6 protein-coding genes are annotated in these 18,234 nt (G+C 73.8%); all 6 read right to left on the bottom strand.

The annotated features are described in order from the left end of the window. Positions 1-47: 47 nt before the first annotated feature. Positions 48-4,058, bottom strand: a complete 4,011-nt coding sequence (locus IF83_RS35300) for a non-ribosomal peptide synthetase (protein WP_051722716.1) — start codon at positions 4,056-4,058, stop codon at positions 48-50. Then, positions 4,055-4,870, bottom strand: a complete 816-nt coding sequence (locus IF83_RS0112860; RefSeq protein WP_078843430.1) for a thioesterase II family protein — start codon at positions 4,868-4,870, stop codon at positions 4,055-4,057. The genes IF83_RS35300 and IF83_RS0112860 overlap by 4 nt, the downstream gene beginning before the upstream one ends. Continuing rightward, complete coding sequence (locus IF83_RS0112855) at positions 4,858-6,429, bottom strand: GMC family oxidoreductase (protein ID WP_030544268.1); 1,572 nt, start codon at positions 6,427-6,429, stop codon at positions 4,858-4,860. The genes IF83_RS0112860 and IF83_RS0112855 overlap by 13 nt, the downstream gene beginning before the upstream one ends. Positions 6,430-6,433: 4 nt before the next feature. Next, on the bottom strand, positions 6,434-9,850 hold the full coding sequence (locus IF83_RS0112850; RefSeq protein WP_107046756.1) for a non-ribosomal peptide synthetase: 3,417 nt from the start codon (positions 9,848-9,850) through the stop codon (positions 6,434-6,436). A gap of 35 nt (positions 9,851-9,885) precedes the next feature. Then, positions 9,886-14,088 (bottom strand): non-ribosomal peptide synthetase, encoded by a 4,203-nt coding sequence (locus IF83_RS0112845; RefSeq protein WP_051722715.1) that lies wholly within the window; start codon positions 14,086-14,088, stop codon positions 9,886-9,888. A 78-nt stretch (positions 14,089-14,166) separates the two neighbouring features. Further along, complete coding sequence (locus IF83_RS30200) at positions 14,167-18,207, bottom strand: SDR family NAD(P)-dependent oxidoreductase (protein ID WP_030544265.1); 4,041 nt, start codon at positions 18,205-18,207, stop codon at positions 14,167-14,169. Between the last annotated feature and the right edge of the window lie 27 nt (positions 18,208-18,234).

Here is an 18,234-nt window from a genome sequence, read left to right as displayed (position 1 = left end):
TCCGGGCCGTCGGCGACACGGCGGACCCCCGTCCGGAAAGGCCGCCGCTAGTCCCCCGTAGCGGCCAGCCAGCGGACGATCCGCTCGCCGACGGCCCGGAGCCCGCCGTCCGACACGATCGAATAGTGATCCCCGTCCAGGAACTCGACCTCCGTCCGCGGGCACACCGCCCGCCAGCCGGCGGCCGGGTCCGCCGGGTCCCCCCGCCTCGTCCGTGCGACGAAGAGCAGAGCGGGCACCTCACAGGGGGCGGGACGGTAGGCGCCCAGCACGGCGAGGTTGTGGGCGTGCGTCCCCGACAGCCTCGCGAATCCCGCGGGGTCGATCTCAGGAGGGAGGAGTCCGTGCCTGATCGCCACCGCCCTGGCCGCGCTCGCCGACTCCTCGTCGCCGGCGTCGCGCAGCACCTCCGCGAGCCCGGCCGGCGGATGCCCTCCGGCCAGATCGGCCAGGAACGCGGCGTGGCCCTCGGCCGCCGTCCTCGGCGCCCGGCCCTCGGCGACCAGGCTGTCGATCATGAACACGCGGCAGTCACGCCCCTCGGCACTCAGCTGGCGGGCGACCTCGTAGGCCAGCACGCCGCCCATCGACCAGCCGCCGAGCAGATACGGGCCTTCGGGCACCAGATCCAGCAACTCCTCGCGGTAGGCCGCCGCCATCGTCGTGAGGTCCGGCGCCGCCGGCTCCTCGGAGCCGTCGACGAGCGGGCGGCTCTGGAAGGCGAGCACGGAACCCGGCCAGGCCCGGGCGAGCTCGAAATAGGGAGTGACCGAACCGCCCACCGGGTGGAAGAGGACAAGGCCGGGCCCGGTGCGGTCCTCCCCGCCGTCGGACAGCCTGACCGCGCACCCCGCCCCGCGGGTGCCGGCCCGGGTGCCCGTCCGGACCGCCGCCGCGAAGGCCGCCGGGGTGGGCGACTCGAAGATCTGCCCGAACTGCACCTCCGCGCCGAGCTCCGAGCGGACCCGGTTGACGAGCCGCAGTGCCAGCAGCGAGTTGCCGCCCATGGCGAAGAAGTCGCTGTCCGGACCGGCCGGTCCGGCCTCCAGCAACTCCTCCCACATTTCCCCGAGGCGGCGCGTCACCTTGTCCTCCGCCCGGTCGTCCGCAACCGCGGGATCCGCCCTGCCCGCCGGTGCCGGCCGCACCGCCGCCACCCGCGCCATGTCGACCTTGCCGTTCGAGGTCAGCGGCAGCCGTTCCACGATCCGCAGGTCCCCCGGGACCATGTAGGACGGCAGCCGTTCCCGCAGGTGCCGGGAGATGTCCCCGGCCCGCGCGCGAACGCCCTCGCCCGGCACCACCAGGCACACCAGCCGGGGCCGGCGGTCCGGCGAACCGGCCGTCGTCACGACGCATTCGGCGACCGCCGGATGGCTGCGGACCGCGGCCTCCACCTCGCCGGGCTCCACCCGGAACCCCTGGATCTGGACCTGGCGGTCCTCGCGGCCGAGGAACTCGATGGTGCCGTCGGGCCAGTAGCGGCCCAGGTCACCCGTCCAGTACAAACGTTCACCGGTGCGCGGATGGCGGACGAACCGCTCGGCGGTGCGCTCGGGATCCCCCGCGTATCCCCGGGCCACCCCGGCACCGCCGATGTGGATGCGGCCCGTCGCCCACGGCGGCCGCACCTCCATGGCGTGGTCGAGCACCCGCATGGTCTGCCCGGCGAGCGGCTTCCCGTACGGGATGCTCCGCCAGGCGGGGTCGACGCGGCCGACCTCGAAGACGTTCGACCAGATGGACGCCTCGGTGGCGCCGCCGAGCGCCAGCACCCGGACATCACCCCACAGCGACCGCATGCGGTCCGGCAGCGAGGTGGGTATCCAGTCGCCGCTCAGCAGGAACGCCCGCAGCGGCGGCGTCTCCGTCCTCCGCCGGCCGGCGAAGACCTCGGTCAGCATCTCGGCCAGTGCCGGCACGGAGTTCCACACGGTGGCCCCGTGCACGAGCGCCGCCTCGGCCCATCCTTCGGGATCGGGGTGGCCGGTCGCCTCCGGAAGGACCAGGGCGGCACCGGCCGCCAGGGTGCCGAAGACGTCCCAGACCGAGAGGTCGAAGCTGAGCGAGGAGATGCCGAACACCCGGTCGTTCGGGACGAGCCGCAGTCGCCGGTTGATGTCGGCGACCGTGTTCAGGGCGGCACCGTGGCCGATCATGACCCCCTTGGGGGTGCCGGTCGAACCGGAGGTGTGGATGACGTAGGCCAGTTCGCCGGAATCGCCCCCGTGTGCTTCCGGCACCCGGGCGGTGGGATCCGCCAGATCGACGCGGAGCACGGGCAGCGCCCCGGTAGGGTCGCCCTCCGGCATGTGGTGGGACTGGCACAGCACGGCCCGGGCGGACGTCGCGTCGAGCAGCCGACCGATGCGCTCGGCGGGCAGGGCGGCCGAGACGGGACAGTAGGCGGCGCCGCTCCTGAGCACACCGAGCACGGCCGCGACCTGTTCCCAGCCCTTCTCCATGACGACGGGCACCACGTCGCCGCGGCCGATCCCGCGGTCGCGCAGCCACACCGCGACGGACCGGGACACCGCTTCCAGCTCCCGGTACGTGAGCGAGCGGTGCGCCGTCAGGATCGCCGGCCGGTCCGGCTGTTCCACCGCGCGCCGGAGGAAGCCGTCCTCCAGCCGCCCCTCCGGAGGCGCCTCGGCCGTCGTGTTCAGCGCCTCGACCAGATCCCGGTGTGCCGCGCCCGGACGTGCGGGCGGTGCCACGGCCCCGTCCCGCGCGGAGAGCGCCTCCAGCATGTCCCGGTAGGCGTCGAACATCGCGTCCGGGAGACCGGCGGGGAAGGCCTCGTCGACGATGTCCCACACGCATTCGACGCCTCCCCCGGGCACGTCCTTGACCTGCTGGTCGATCAGCACCTGGGGGGTGCGCAGGGCGGTGTTCAGCTGCCGGCACACACCTCGGCCGGACGCGGGCCGCTCCGCCGGACCCAGCATGCTGTTGAAGACATAGGGCAGCGCCGCGCGCGAGGTCCAGCCGCGGCGGGCCGCGAGCTCGCGGGTCACCCGGATCGCGCTGACGTCCGAGTGCTCCATGTCCTTCCAGAGCCTGCGCTGGAGCCGTGCCGCGCGAACGAAGAAGTCCCCGTCCCCCCGGAGATCGACCTCCAGGGGGAGGGTGTCGCTGAACTGCCCCACGACATCGGCCGCTTCGGGATGCCGGACCGCCCAGTTCCGGTGCAGGACGTTGAGGCAGAACTCCGGTGCGGCCGCCCACGCCCCCAGCACCTCGGCGTACACGTGCAGCAGACCAGTCGTCGGCAGCACCCGGTGGGCCCGCATGGTGGCCCGGAATCGCCGCCACTGCTCACCACTCAGCAGGCAGGAACGCCGGGTCAGGCGGGCGGACGCGATGCTGCCGGCCGGGCGCGCGAGCGGAAGCCGGGGGGCATCGGGCAGGGAGTCGAGCCGCTCCTCCCAGTAGCGCCACTGCGCCCGGTGGGCCTCCGTGTCCACGGCCGCGGCGCGTTCCAGCACGCACGCGCGAAAGGTACGGGACAACCGCGGCAGTTCGGTGTCCGGATCGTGGTACAGCCGCCACCACTCCTCCTGGAGCCGGCGGGTGCTCGCCGAGTCGAGGAGCAGCAGGCTCATCACGAAGTGGACCCGCGTGCGGTGCCGCCGCAGGCGGTGGGCGGTGATCTCGAAGAGCGGCCAGGCGGTGGGGGCCGGGCCCTCGTCCCGCATGCGTTCCCGGGTGCGGCGGATCTCCGCCTCCTGCTCCTGGGCGGGCCGTCCCGTCAGATCGACGGTGTGCAGGCGGAACGGCGGCACCGCGGCGGCGTCGAGGACCCGCTGGACGCCCTCCTCTGCCATCACGGTCCGCAGCGGTTCGTGACGGGCGATCAGGAGATCGACGGCACGTCCCGCCCGTGCGGGGTCGAAGTCCACGATGTCGATCTCGGTGTAGAGGTTCGGCCGGAAGCCGCCGAGCTCCATCAGCGGGCTGGAACCGACGAGGTACGCCGCCTGGAGATCCGTCAGGGGGAACTCGGTTCCGGGAGCGGGGGACCGGCCGTGGCCGGGGGTGGGGTCGTGTGCGGTCACTGGTGCCTCCCGGTGAGTGCGGCGCCCGGCGCCGGCAGTGCGGCGGCGAGCGCCGTCAGGACCTGCTCCTGGGCTTTCCCGTGCAGATAGAAATGGCCGCCGTCGAACATCCGGACCTCGCAGTCGGCGGTCGAGTGCTCCCGCCAGCCGGCCAGTTCACCGGGCGTCGCCAGGATGTCGTCCCGTCCGCCGAGGACGAGCACGGGACAGCGGAGCGGGCGCCGCTCCCGCCACCGGTAGGTCTCCGAGACGGCGAAGTCCGCTCTGACCATGGGAAGCAGCGCCGACAGGGCGGCCGCGTCGTCGAGAACCTCGGCCGGAGTGCCGTTCAGCTCTCTCAGGTGCGCCACGAGGTCGCGCGCCGGAGCGTCGTGGACCTGCGGCCGGCGGGAGGGCAGGTGCGGGGCCCGGCGGCCGGAGACCAGCAGCCGCTCGGGCTCGCGCAGCCCCCGGTCGCGGAGCGTCCGGCACAGCTCGTAGCCGATCAGCGCGCCCATACTGTGCCCGAACCAGGCGTGCGGCCGGTCCAGCAGCGGCTCCACGGCCTGTGCCAGCGCCTCGACGAGCTCGTCGAGCCGGCGGTACGGCGTCTCCCGGAACCGGTTCTCGCGGCCGGGCAGCCGGATCGACACGACGTCGACGGCCGGGGCCAGTCGCTCGGCCCACGCCCGGTAGAGTGCCGCCCCGCCGCCCGTGTGCGGCAGGCAGAACAGCCGGACGGGCGCCTCACCGGAATCCGCCCACCGTACGCACCAGCCGGTCTGCGGACCGCGCCGCCGGCCGGTGCCGTGGGCCTGTCCTACTCGCTCCACGACGCCGCCCTCTCGCCGAGCATGATCGCGGTGAGATTGGTCGGCGCGCTCGGCATCGTGGGCATCACGGAGGCGTCCACGACGCGCAGTCCACTCACTCCGTGCACCCGGAAGCGCTCGTCGACGACCGCCGTGCGGCTGGTCGCCGGACCCATCACGGCGGTCCCGGCCGGGTGCCAGGACGGGCAGACGAAACGGGAGACGGCACGGCGCAGCATGGACGCGTCCTCCACCGTCCGGTCGGTCCAGAGGAACACGCGTTCCACCAGGGGTGCGAGGTGGCTGCCCCTGGCCATCCGCCACAGCATCCGGGTGCCGGCCATCAGGCGTTCGACGTCCCACGGGTCCGAGGCCAGCCGGAGCTCGATGACGGGACGGGCGTCCGGCCCGGCACCCCGCAGGGTGACGGAGCCGCGCGAGCGGGGGGTCAGCAGCGAGGCGTGCAGGGAGAATCCGGTCCGGCCCTTGAGAACGCCGCGCATCACGGGTATGTCCAGGCCGGAGATGTTGTTGACCAGGGTGAGGTTGAGGTCCGGTGTGCCGCCGGTGCTCGCCACCCGCGCCAGGACCTGGTGCATGGGCTCCCCCGGGAGGCAGCCGCCGGGGGCGGGGAGCCCCCACAGGGCGACGATCGGGTGCTCCATGAGGTTCGCTCCCACGCCGGGCAGGTCGGCCACCGGGCGGATGCCCAGCCGGCGGAGGGCGTCGCCCGGACCGAGGCCGGAGCGCAGCAGAACGGTGGGGGTGCCGATGGCCCCGGCCGACAGCGTCACGCGGTCGGCGCCGATGCGCACGGGCCGGCCGCCGGCCAGGGCCTCCACACCGACGGCCCGGTCGCCGTCGAACAGGACCCTGGTGACCCGGCAGTGACCGGCCACCGTGAGACTGGGCCGGTGCCGGGCCGGAGCGAGGTACGCCTCGGCCGTCGACACCCGCCGCCCGCCGGACTCATTGCGCGGAACGGGCCCGGCCCCCGTGGCGCAGCCGGCCGCGTTGAGGTCGGCCACCGTCGCCACGCCGAGGTCCCGGCAGGCGCTGAGGAAGCCGGCCGCCAGCGGCCCGAACTCGTCCTCGGACTGCCGCCCGACCGGGACGGGCCCGTCGCTGCCGTGCTCGGGGCCCTTGACGTCGCGGTCGGACTCCAGCCGGATGAAATACGGCAGCACGCGCTCCCACGACCAGGCGGGGTTGCCGGCCACCGCCCAGGCGTCGAAGTCCCCGGGCAGACCGCGCAGCGCGAGGGCTCCGTTGACCGCGGAGGAGCCGCCGACGGTCCTGCCCACCACGTACGGGTAGCGGCGTCCGTCCTCGGCCTCCTTGCCGACGTAGGCGGAGTGGTCCCAGTTGGCCCCCGACAGGATCGGGTTGTCGGGCGAACCGGGGGTGCCGCCGTGGTCGTCCGGACCTGCCTCCAGCAGCAGGACACGACGGCCGAGGTCCTCGGAGAGCCGGCCGGCGAGCGTCGCGCCCGAGGACCCCGCGCCGACGATCACCTCGTCCCAGTGCCCCTCGATCCGCTCCGTGCCGTGGACGGTCCCTCTGACATCGGTTTCTGACATGGCGTCACTGCTTCCGTGGTCCGGTGAGCCGGCCGGCGAGTTCGGCGATCGTCGGGTGGTCGAAGAGCATTCCCAGGTCGTCCTCCGTGTCCTGGCCGAGGCCGAACTCCTGGCGGATGAGCGTCAGGATGCGTACCGCGTGCAGCGAGTCGCCGCCCAGCTCGAAGAAGTTGTCGTCGACGCCGAAGTCGTCCCGTTCGAGCACCGCGGTCCACATCCGCATCAGCCGGTCCTCCAGCCCGTCGCGCGGCGCGGTCTGCTCCTGTGGCTCCGGCCCCGCCCAGGGAGCCGGCAGGGCGCTCCGGTCGACTTTGCCGTTGGCGCTCAGCGGCACCGCGTCGACGAAGAGGAAGTGGTGCGGGACCATGTAGCCCGGCAGGAGTTCCCGGACCGCGGCGCGCACGTCCGCGACCGCCGTACCGGCCCCCGGGGCCGCGCCGGCCGCGTGCTCGGGAACGAGATGCGCGACGAGCTGGCGCCTGCCGGTCGACGGATTGCTCTCCACCCCCACCAGGGCCTCGGCGACGCCGGGCACGGAGCGCAGCACCGCCTCGATCTCGCCGAGTTCGATGCGGTAGCCGTTGAGCTTCACCTGGAAGTCCGCACGTCCGAGGAAGTCGATGTCCCCGCCCGGCAGATAACGCCCGAGGTCACCGGTGCGGTACAGGCGCTCGCCCGTCACCGGATGGACGACGAAGCGCTCGGCGCTCAGTTCGGGTGCCTCCCAGTAGCCCCGGGCCACGCCCGCCCCGCCGATACAGATCTCTCCCGTGGTCCACACCGGGCACGGTGCGAGGTGCCTGTCGAGCACGTGAAGGGTCTGGTTGGCGAGGGGCTTGCCGTACGGGATCCGTGTCCACTCCGGCGGCACGTCCCCGATCGGGTGATGCACGGACCAGATGGACGCCTCCGTGGCCCCGCCCAGGCTGATCACCCGCGCCGCGGGGTGCTGTTCCCGGACGGCGTCCGGCAGCGTCACGGGGATCCAGTCGCCGCTGAGCAGAACCAGCCGGATACTCGACCCGGCCCCGCTGCCGCCCTCGCCCCCGCTGCCGCCCCCTCCGGCGGCGCGTGCCTCGGTCCACGCCTGCATCAGCGCGGGGACGGAGTTCCAGACCGTGACGCCGTGGCGCCGCACGAGTTCGTCCCAGTGCGACGGGTCCTGCTCACGGCCGCGGGCCGGCACGACCACGCCCGCTCCGGCCGCGAGTGTCCCGAACACGTCGTAGACCGAGAGGTCGAAACTCAGCGCCGACAGGGCGAGCACACGGTCGTCCGGGCCCACCCCGAACCGGTCGTTGACGTCCTGCAGGGTGTTGGCCGCGGCCCGGTGGTCGATCATCACGCCCTTGGGCTGTCCGGTCGACCCGGAGGTGAAGATGACGTAGGCCAGGTCCTCCGGGCGGACGCCGGTCCCGGGGGGCTCGGTATCCGCCTCCCTCACCTCGGGGTCCGCGGCGGTGACCAGGTGGACGCCGTCCGGCCAGGCGAGCCCGTCGCGCGCCTCGGGAGACGTCACCACGATCCGCGCCCCGCCCCGCTCCAGCAGCTGATGCCGCCGGGCGGCCGGCCAGTCCGGGCTGACCGGCAGGTAGGCGCTGCCCGAGAGGACGACGGCGAGTACGGCGATGATCTGGCCGACGCCCCTGTCGAGCACGACGCCGGTCAACGTGTCCCGCGCGGCGCCCAGTTCGACCAGGCGATGGGCCAGCCGGGCGGCCTCCTCCACGACCTCGCGGTAGGTGTGCTCGCCGTCCTCGTCGATCACCGCGGTCGCGTCGGGGCTGCTGCGGGCCCGGGAGACGACGAGTTCGCCGAGGGTACGGGCCGGGATCGGCGCGGCGGTGTCGTTGGCCGCGCGGCGCTCCTCCAGCTGCCGTCCGGGCACTTCCGGCAGCATGCCCGGGTCCGCCCAGGCGGCGGGGTCCGAGGCGAGCCGGTCCAGGGTGGCGCGGTACGCGGCGAACATGTCGTCCAGCACGCCGGCGGGGAACAGCTCCTCGACCGCGTCCCAGTTGAACAGCAGATCGCCCCGCTCCTCGGTCACCTGGTGGTCCAGCCATACCTGGGGCGTCTGGGTGATGCCGTACACCTCGTCCCCGAAGAACCGGATCCCGTCCGAGGGGTCCTCTCCGCCGGTGCCCAGCACCAGCGCGCTGGTGAAGACCACCGGCATCGAGGCACCGGGACCGCCGCCCTCGCGGCGGGACCGTTCGCGCAGCACCCGGACGCCGCTGAACTCCGGATGCTCGAGATCCCTCATGAGCTGCTGCTGGAGGCGGCGCACCCGGGCGCCGAACGCCTCGCCCTGCCGCGCCGGCACCGCGAGGAGGGTCACGGACGTGAAGTCGCCGATGAGTTCGCCCATCCGCGGGTGGGACTGCGGGCGGTTGAAGAGGGTGAGGTCGAGCGTGAAGTCCGGCTCGGCGGACCAGGTCCGCAGCACGTCCGCGTAGGCGGTCATGAGCACGGCGGACGGGGTGACGCCGAATTGCCGGGCGAAGTCCTTGACGGCCGCCCACTGCCCGGCCGGCAGCCGTCCCCCGCGGTGGCCGAAGACGGGCCGGCCGATCGTGCCGGGCTGCACGGCCGTCGGCAGGGCCGGCGCCGGCGGCAGATCGGGCAGCCGGTCGAGCCAGTACTTCTCGGCGGCGCGGTACCGGCTGCCCTTCCGGGTCTCCACCTCGGCGAGCACGTGGTCACGGTAGGAGAGGTCCAGCGGCTCCGGTGCCCAGGCGGGGTCCTCGTAGAAGCGGCGCCAGTCCTGGAACAGCAGGTACATGCTGTAGCCGTCGAGGATCAGGGTGTCGAGGCTGATGTGGAGGCGCAGGACGTCGTCGCCGAGCCGGGAGGCACGGATGTCGAACAGCGGCCAGCGGTCCGCCGGCAGCACCTGGTGGTCCATCTCGTCCCGGGTGCGCAGGATCTCCTGCTCCTGCTTCTCCGGGACCAGACCGCGCAGGTCGGTGACGGCGATCCGGTACGCGGGCACCTCGGGCAGGATGCGCTGCATGCCGTCGTGGCCGATGACCGCGCGCAGCATGTCGTGGCGGGCGATCACCGCCCGGAGACTGCTCTCCAGCCGGTCCTGGTCCAGCCCTTCGCGTTCGAGTTCGAAGTAGATGTGCGTGGAGACCCCGCCGAGTTCGACGGCCGAGCCCCGGCCGACCCAGTAGGCGTGCTGGATGTCGGTCAGCGGGAAGGGCTCGTGGCGGTCGGCCGGCCGGGGCACGAGGTCTCCCGGTTCCGGGCCCGCCGCGACGTCCTCGAGCATCGTGGCGAGTTCGTCGCGCCGCTGCCGCAGTTCGTCCCGCAGTTGCGGCGTCAGCGCACCGGCGGGTGCCACCACGTCCAGCCGGCCATCGGAAAGGCGCAGCCTGATGCCGCGCAGACGCAGTTCGCCGAGCAGATCCTCAATCACCGTGCATCGTCCTCCTCCGTCTCCCGCCGCCGCGTTCACCGGGTCCGCCGGCCGCGATGGGGTGTGCCGTCCAGGGCGTCGGCGACGATGTCCACCGTCGCGCCGGCGAGCAGTGTGTGGTGGGTGCCGGGAACGGTGAGGGTGTCCACGGCACCGGTGGTCAGTTCGGCCCAGCCCCAGTCGGGGGCCGCCGCGAAGGGGTGGCCGGCGAATTCGCTGACCTGTCCGTCCCGGGCCCGCAGGACGGTGATGTCGGCCGCGACCGGGGACGCGGTGTAGCGGTCGCAGCCCTCCACCACGGCGCGGAACACCGCGAAGGTGCCGGCCAGTTCCGCACGGTCGAGGCCGGCGCCGGCGAGACCCCGCCGCTGCAGGGCGTCGAGCGCGTGGCCGAGCCGGTCGGATACCGGGAGGCCCGCCGGCCCGGCCAGTTCCGCGGCGCCGGGGGCCTGCGGGTCGAAGCCGATGTCGAGGTCCTCCAGGAACCAGAGCAGCAGCTGCGTCTCGTCGGCGGGCGGGCGGGGACCCAGCGGTGCGGGCGAGTCGACGACCACCAGGCGCTCGACCCGGTCGCCGCGCGCCTCCAGCAGACGGACGACCTCGGCCGCGATCACGGCGCCGGACGACCAGCCGCCGAGCCGGTACGGGCCCTGTGGCCTGGCCTCCGTCAGCGCGTCGGCGTAGAGCGCGGCCAGCTCGGGGACGCTGTCCACCGGCTCCTGGCCCGTGGCGGGGCCGGGAGCCTGGAACGCGAGGAAGGGGCGGTCGCGTGCCTCGGCCAGCGAGCGGTAGCAGAGCACGTTGCCGCCCGCCGGGTGGACGAAGAACCAGGGTTCCCCGCCTTCGCCGGAGGACCGCAGCCGGACCAGCGGGCTCCAGTCGCCCTGCCGGGTGTCGAGCCAGCCGGCCAGGGCGGCGACGGTGGAGTGTTCCAGCAGGGTGCCGAGCGGAACGCGTCGTCCGAGCCGCCGGGCGATCTGCCCGATCACCCGCAGCGCGGTGAAGGACTGGCCGCCCAGGTCGAAGAAGTCGTCGTGCACACCGATCGGTTCGCGTGCCAGCGCGGACTGCCAGATGTCCAGCAGGGCGCGCTCGGTGGCGGTCCGGGCTCCGGCGGGGAGGCGGCCGCCGGGGGTGTCCGCCGGGCCGAGCGCTTCCAGGGCCTTGCGGTCCAGCTTGCCGTTCGAGGTCAGCGGCAGGCTGTCGAGCACGGCGACATGGCTGGGCACCATGTAGCCGACCAGCCGCTCGGCGAGTGCCGAGCGGACGGCGGCCGGCACCGGCGCGGGAGAGCCCTCCTTGGCGGTCACGAAGGCCGCCAGCTGTTTGCCGGACTCCGTCCCGCGTGCCACGACGGCGGCCTGCCCGATGTCCGGGAGGTCCGTCAGCGCGTGCTCGATCTCGCCGGGCTCGACCCGGAATCCCTGGATCTTCACCTGGAAGTCCATCCGTCCGAGGAACTCGATCTCCCCGCCGGGGAGACGGCGCCCGAGGTCGCCGGTGCGGTACAGCCGCTCGCCGGTGACGGGGTGGGGCACGAAGGCGGACGCGGTCTTCCCGGCGTCCCCCAGGTATCCGAGCGCCACACCCTCGCCACCGATGTGGAGCTGTCCGGTGACCCAGTCCGGGACGTCCCGGCCGAGGTCGTCGAGGATGTGCCAGCTCTGGTTCGCGAGCGGCTTCCCGTACGGGATGCTGGCCCAGTCCGGGTCGGTCCGGTCGACGGGGTGGCAGATGGACCAGATCGACGCCTCGGTGGCGCCGCCGAGGCTGATCACCCGGGCGTGCGGTGCGATCGCGCGGATCCGGTCCGGGAGTCCGACCGGGATCCAGTCGCCGCTGAGCAGAACCGTGCGCAGCCCGGGGATCCGCAGTCCCGCGCCCTCCGCCTCCTCCACGAACAGCTGCATGAGGGCGGGCACGGAGTTCCACACCGTGACGCCCCGCTCCAGGACGGTCCGGATCCAGGCGGCGGGGTCGGGGCGGCCGGGCTCCGCGAGCACCAGCGCGGCACCGGCCTCCAGGGCACCGAAGATGTCGTAGACCGACAGGTCGAACCAGAGGGAGGAGACGCCGAACAGCACGTCGTCCGAGGTGACACCGAAGCGGCGGTTGATCTCGGTGACGGTGTTGAGCGGCCCGCGGTGGTTCAGCATCGCCCCCTTCGGCCGGCCTGTGGAGCCCGAGGTGTAGATGACGTAGGCGAGGTCACCGGGCCGCCCGGCCGCCGCCACCAGTGGTTCCGCGCGCGCGGGACCGGTCTCCTGCGCGTCGGCGGCCAGCACGGGCACGTCCGTGAGCGCGGACAGGGTCCCCAGCCGCTCCGTGGCGGTGAGGACGGCGGCGGCGCCGGTGTCCCGGAGCACGTACCGGAGCCGGTCCGCCGGCCAGTCGGGGTCGACCGGCACATAGACCGCGCCGGCGGTCAGCGTTCCCAGCACCGCCACGATCTGTGCCCATCCAGGCGGGGCGGCGACGATGACCAGGGAGCCGGGCGCGACCCCCGCGGAGCGGAGACTCCGGGCGGTCCGCCCGGCGGCCGCCGCGAGTTCCCCGTAGCTGAGACTGCGGCCCGCGGTGATCACGGCGGGCCGGCCGGGCCGCCGCTCCGCCTGCCGGGCCAGGGAGTCGTGCAGCAGTCCCGGCGGCACCGGTCCGGACGGCGCGTTGAGTGCCGCGCGCCGGACGCGCTGCGCGTCCGGGAGCGGCTCGAACGCCCTCCGCCGCCATGCCTCGTCGCTCCCGGCGAGCTGCGTGACGATGCTGCGGTAGCCCTGCTCCATGGCGTCGATGAGCCCCGGCGGGAACATGTCCTCGATGACATCCCAGATGACCCAGAGACTGCCGTCCCGGAGGTCCCAGAACTCGCAGTCGATGAGCGTTTGCGGTGTCTCCAGCAGGCTGTGCACCAGGCGGTCGGCCGCTCCGACGAACAGTGCGCTGCCGACGGCGTAGGGGCAGACGGCCTTGCCCGGGGTGCGCCGGTGCTGGTTGAGGGCCTGGAGCACTTTCACGCCGCTCCAGTGGACGTGTTCCACGTCGGCGAGAACCTGCGCCTGGAGCCGGCGGACGCGGTCCTCGAAACCCTCCTCGTGCCGCCAGTCGACCTCCAGCGGGTAGAGGGAGGCGAAGTTGCCGAACACCTCGCTCATCTGCGGATGCAGCGGCAGCCGGTGGGTGATCATGTTGTTGAGCAGGAAGTGGCGGGACCCGCTCCAGAACGCCAGGATTTCCGCGTGCACGCCGCACAGCACGTTCGTCGTCGTGAGGTTGCGGGCGGCGGCCTTCTCCCGCAGCGATGCCCAGACCTCGGGCGGAAAGAGCATCTCCCGCCGCACCAGGCGGGAACGCCGGCGCGGGTCGGCACCGCTCGCGAGGGGTAACTCCGGTGCGGCCGGCCAGCCGGCGATCCGGTCCGTCCAGTACTTCTTCGACGCCCGGCCGAGCGGGGACTCCTCCAGCTCGGCCAGGGCGAGGACGCAGTCGCGGTAGCTGATCTCCAGTTCGGGCGGGGTCTCCCCGGGATTCTCGTAGCGCCGCAGCACGGCGCTGATGAACCTCAGGGTCGCGGGGGCGTCGCTGAAGAGGTTGTTGTTGTTGTAGTGGAGCTTGGCGGAGTCGTCGGACAGCAGGCTGATCCGCATGTCCACCCAGGGCCACCGGTCGTGCACGGGCTCCTGGCGCTTCATCGCGTCGCGGACCCGTTCGATGTGCTCCTGTGTGCCGGCCTCGTCCAGGTGACGGACGTCGAACACCTCGATCCGGACGGGCTCCGGGTCGCGGACCGTCTGGAGCCGCAGGTCCTCACGGACCACGACCAGATTCCGCCGCTGGTACTCCAGTTCCCGGTTGAGCGCCTTCTCCAGGCGCGCGGGGTCCGTCCCGCCGAGGTCGTACTCCATGTACTGGTGGGGCCGCACGTAGTATTCGAAGCCCTCCCTACCGCCCATGATGAACGACATCTGGAGGTCCGAGGGAGCGAACGGCTCGTACAGGTTCTCCGGGTCGGGCGTGACGACCGGCAGCCCGGCCTCCTCCTCCCCGGCGGTCCGGGCACTGCCGAGCCAGGCGATGAGGTCCTGCTTGTGGTGGCCGAGCCGCTCCCGCAGGTCGCCGGTGAGCGCCCCCTTGGGGGCGGTCACCTCGACCCGGTCACCGGGTGCGAGCCGTAGTCTGACGCCCGCCCGGGCGAGGTCGTCGAGCAGGGACGGGACCGAACGTGATCCGCTTTCATCCACAGCGGTTGCTCCTTGTCCGCCAGTTGACGAGTCGTGAGGGATGCCCGTCACCGGGCGCGAGAGGGGATGCCGCGGCGGTCACAGCGTCAGCACCTCGGTTTCCGCGCCGTCGTCCGGCCCACCGTCGTCACCGGCGAGAACGCTCCGGGTCCTCAGTTGGCGGCAGATCAGCTCGGCGATCTCCTGGGCCGTGCCGCCGCCGAAGAGGAAATCGGCCGGCACATCGGCGGAGAAGTCGGCGCGCAGCCGGTTGCGGAGCCTGATCGTGGTCAGCGAGTCAAAACCGAGTTCGTTGAGGCGCTTGTGCCGGAAGGTGGAGCGCAGCGCGTCCCGCTCCTTCGCGGACATTCCGAGCAGCGGGGCCACCACGTCCAGAAGCCGGCCGAGAGCGGCCTCCCGAGCCTCCTCGGGCCGGGCGAGGACGAGTGCGCCCAGGTCGGGCGCCCCGCTGTCCGGCCCGGTCCCGGCGTTCCCGGACGCCGGCGGGGTGGGCGCCATGACGTCGCCGAGCAGCGTGTCGGGCAGCCGCCGGGTGCCGGCGGCCGCGTACCGCTGCCAGTCGACGGCGGCCAGGGCGACGTGCGGGGGACCGTCCGCGGGGACCCGGCCGAGGGCCGCGAGGGCCGCGCCGGCCGGCATGCCCTGGATGCCCGCGCCGGCGAACCGCTCCACGAGGCCCGCGCCGGCCGCCATGCCCTCGTCCGCCCAGGCTCCCCATCCCACGCTCAGGGCGGGCAGGCCCTGGTGTCCGCGTGCGGCGGCGAGGGCGTCCAAGAAGGTGTTGGCCATGAGGTAGCCCGGCTGCCCGGCCAGACCGGTCAGGGCTCCCAGGGCCGAGTAGAGGACGAAGAAGTCCAGGTCGATACCGTGCGTCTGGCGGTGCAGGTTCCAGGCGCCCTTGACCTTCGGGTCCATCATCCGGCTGAGCTGCGGCCAGTCGGCCCGCTCCAGGACGTTCTCGCCGGTGACCCCGGCCGCGTGCACCACCCCGCGCAGCGGCGGAAGTTCACGGCGCGCGTACGCGAGGATCCGTTCGACCTCGGTGGCGTCCGCCACGTCCGCGGCCAGTAATTCGACGCGCACTCCGCGCGCCCGCAGTGCGGCCACCGCGGACGGCGTCTCGGCGGGCGGCGTGCGGCCGACGAGCAGGAGGCAGCCGGCCCCCTGCCCGGCCAGCCAGGAGGCGGTGGCCAGCCCCAGTCCGCCGAGGCCGCCGGTGATCAGATAGGTCGCACCGCCGCGGACCGCCACCGCGCCCTGCGCGGCGTCCCGCGGTGCCGCGGCCGCCGGTGCCGCGCCGTCCGGTCCCTCCTCGCGCAGTCGCGCCTCGTACCAGCGTCCGGCGCGCAGCGCGAGATGGCCCGAGCCGCCGAGTGCAGCCACCCGGCCGAGGAGTTCCGCCGGGGCGGGGGCGGGCTCCGCCGGGTCGAGGTCGACCTGCACGCAGGACAGATCCGGGTACTCGGCGACGACGGACCGGGCCAGGCCCGTCAGGACGGACTGCGCGGGATCCGGCGCCGGGCCGGTGCCGGCGGGCCCCGCCGCTCCCGCGGAGCAGATGATGATCCGCGGGTCTCCGGCGGCGAAGTCTCTCAGGAAGGCCGCGAGCACGGCCGTGGTCCGGCGGGCCAGCCCGTAGGCGGTGCGGATGGTGCCGTCGGTGCCGGTGGTGCCGGTGGTGCCGGTGGTGCCGGGCTCCGGGAGGAGAATCAGTCCGGCGAAGGGATGTTCCGCGGCGCCGCGTGCCGCGTCCAGCGCCCGCCGCACGTCGCTGTCCGAGGCGGTGTCGGCGTGGAACACGCCGGAGTCCGGCCGGGGGGCCGCGGCACCGGTGACCACGGCGGTCGCCGCGACGCCGAGGGCAGCCAGTCCCTCACGCCAGGCGACGGCCGCTCCGGGGTCGGTGCCGCAGACCAGCCAGCCACCGGCATCGGCGCGCGGGACGGCCGGCCTGCCCGGCAGGTCCGGCCGGGGCCGCCAGTCCAGCGTGTAGCGGCGGGGGGTGACCGCCGCCGGGGCGAGGACGGACCGGGGCACCACGCGGAAGAGCAGACCCTCGACGGTGGCGAGGACCTCCCCGCTCTCCGCGTACACCTCCAGGTCCAGGGTGACGTCGCCGGAGGCCGTCGTCCCGCGCCGGTGGGCCCGGCAGGTGACCCGGGGCGGGAGCGGCCCGTAGACGTCGATCCGGTCGGCGGACGCGGGAACGCGCAGCCGGTCGTCGTCGGCCGTGAAGGCCACCAGCAACTGGAAGCAGGCGTCGAGGACGACCGGGTGCAGCAGATAGGTGTCCCGGTCCCCGGCCGCCTCGTCGGCCTCGACCAGCCCGGTCGCCCGGTCGCCGTCGCGCCACACCCGGCGCAGAGCGCGGTAGGCGGGGCCGTAGTCGAGACCGGTCCCGCGGAAGGCGTCGTAGAGCGGCCCGGTGGGGAGTTCGGTCGCCGGCTCCACGGGCCGGGGCGGGCGCGCGGCAGCGGGACGGGGCCGTTCGGCGGGGCCGGCGCTGCCCACCGTGGCGTGCTCGGTCCAGCCGTCGTCGGACGTCCGCGCCGCGCCGTCTCCGGCGCCCTTGCTGAAACACCGCACCCGGTGCGCGTGCGCGGTGGTCTCCGCGACCGCCTGCACCGTGAGCTCGGTTCCGTCGTCCGGGAACGGCATGAAGGCGTTGAACGTCACGTCCCGCAGCGTCCAGGCGGTGGTCTCGGTACGGGTCGCCGCCCGGACGGCGGCCAGTGCCCACTCGACCATCGCGCTACCGGGCAGCACCGACCGCCCGGCGACGCGGTGTTCGCGCACGAGCCAGGGCCGGTCGGCCGAGAGCCGCTGGGAGAACCACCGGTCGCGGGTGCGGGCGATGTCCATGCCCGCACCGAGCAGCGGATGGTCCGGGGCGGCGTTCTCCGCCCGGGCCGGCCGGCGGACCGCGTCCCGGCCCTCCAGCCAGTACCGGCGGCCCTGGAAGGGGTACGTGGGCAGATCGACCTGGCCGGTCCCGGCGTCGCAGCCGAGAGTGGGGCGCACCACCGCCGCATTGGCGACGTGGGCTTCGGCGAGGGCCATCGCGAGCGTACGCGCCTCGGGCCGGTCCCGGCGGAGTACGGCCGTCAGGGTCGGGGCGGGCCCGGCGGCCGTGACGCAGTCCTGGGCCAGGGCGGTGAGGGTGGCGTCGGGACCGAGTTCGACGAAGGTGGTGACCCCCTCGGCGAGCAGGCTGTTGACGCCGTCCATGAACTTGACGGTGTGCCGGAGCTGGCGGGTCCAGTAGTCCGGGGTGCGCAGGTCGTCGGCGGTGGCGGGCAGACCGGTCAGGGTGGAGACGACGGGTATGCGGGGCGGGCCGAAGGCCACGGCGCCGGCCGCGGCACGGAACTCGTCCAGGACGCCGTCCATCATGGCGGAGTGGAAGGCGTGGCTCACCCGCAGGGGTGTCGTGCGCCGGCCCTGGCCCTGCCAGTGGGCGGCGACCTTCTCGACGGTCACCTCGTCCCCCGAGATCACCACGGAGCGGGGCGAGTTGACGGCGGCGATGGCGACCGCGTCATTGAACTCGCCGATACAGCCGCGCATCTCCTCCTCGTCGGCCTCGATCGTGATCATGCCGCCGGAATCGGGTGCCGATTCCATCACCCGGGCGCGAGCGGCGACGAGCAGGCAGGCATCGGCCGGCGTCAGGATCCCGGCTGCGTGCGCGGCACTGATCTCGCCCACCGAATGGCCGATCAGGAAGTCGGGGGCGGGGCCGAGTGACCGGACGAGCCGGTAGAGAGCTGTCTCCAGGGCGAACAGCGCGGGCTGGGCGTAGCCGGTGCGGTGGAGCAGCTCGGCTTCGTACGATCCCGGCGCGGCGAACATCAGGTCGCGCAGCGGCCGGTCGAGATGGGCGTCGAAGTGGCCGCAGATCTCGTCCAGCGCCTCGGCGAAGACGGGGTGGGCGCGGTACAGCTCGGCACCCATTCCCGGGCGTTGAGCCCCCTGCCCGGAGAACAGGAACGCCGTCCTGCCGCGTCCCGGTTCGGCCAGGACCAGCTGCGGGGCCTGTTCACCCCGGGCGAGTGCCGCGAGTCCGGTGAGGAGTTCCTCCCGGTCCTCGCCGACCACGGCCGCCCGGTGATCGAACAACGCACGCGTCGTCGCCAGCGACCACCC

It is taken from the genome of Streptomyces albus subsp. albus, assembly GCF_000719865.1.
Classification (GTDB): Bacteria; Actinomycetota; Actinomycetes; order Streptomycetales; family Streptomycetaceae; genus Streptomyces; species Streptomyces albus_E.
Note: the sequence above shows the minus strand (reverse complement) of the source record. Positions and strands in the feature narration are given on the sequence as shown.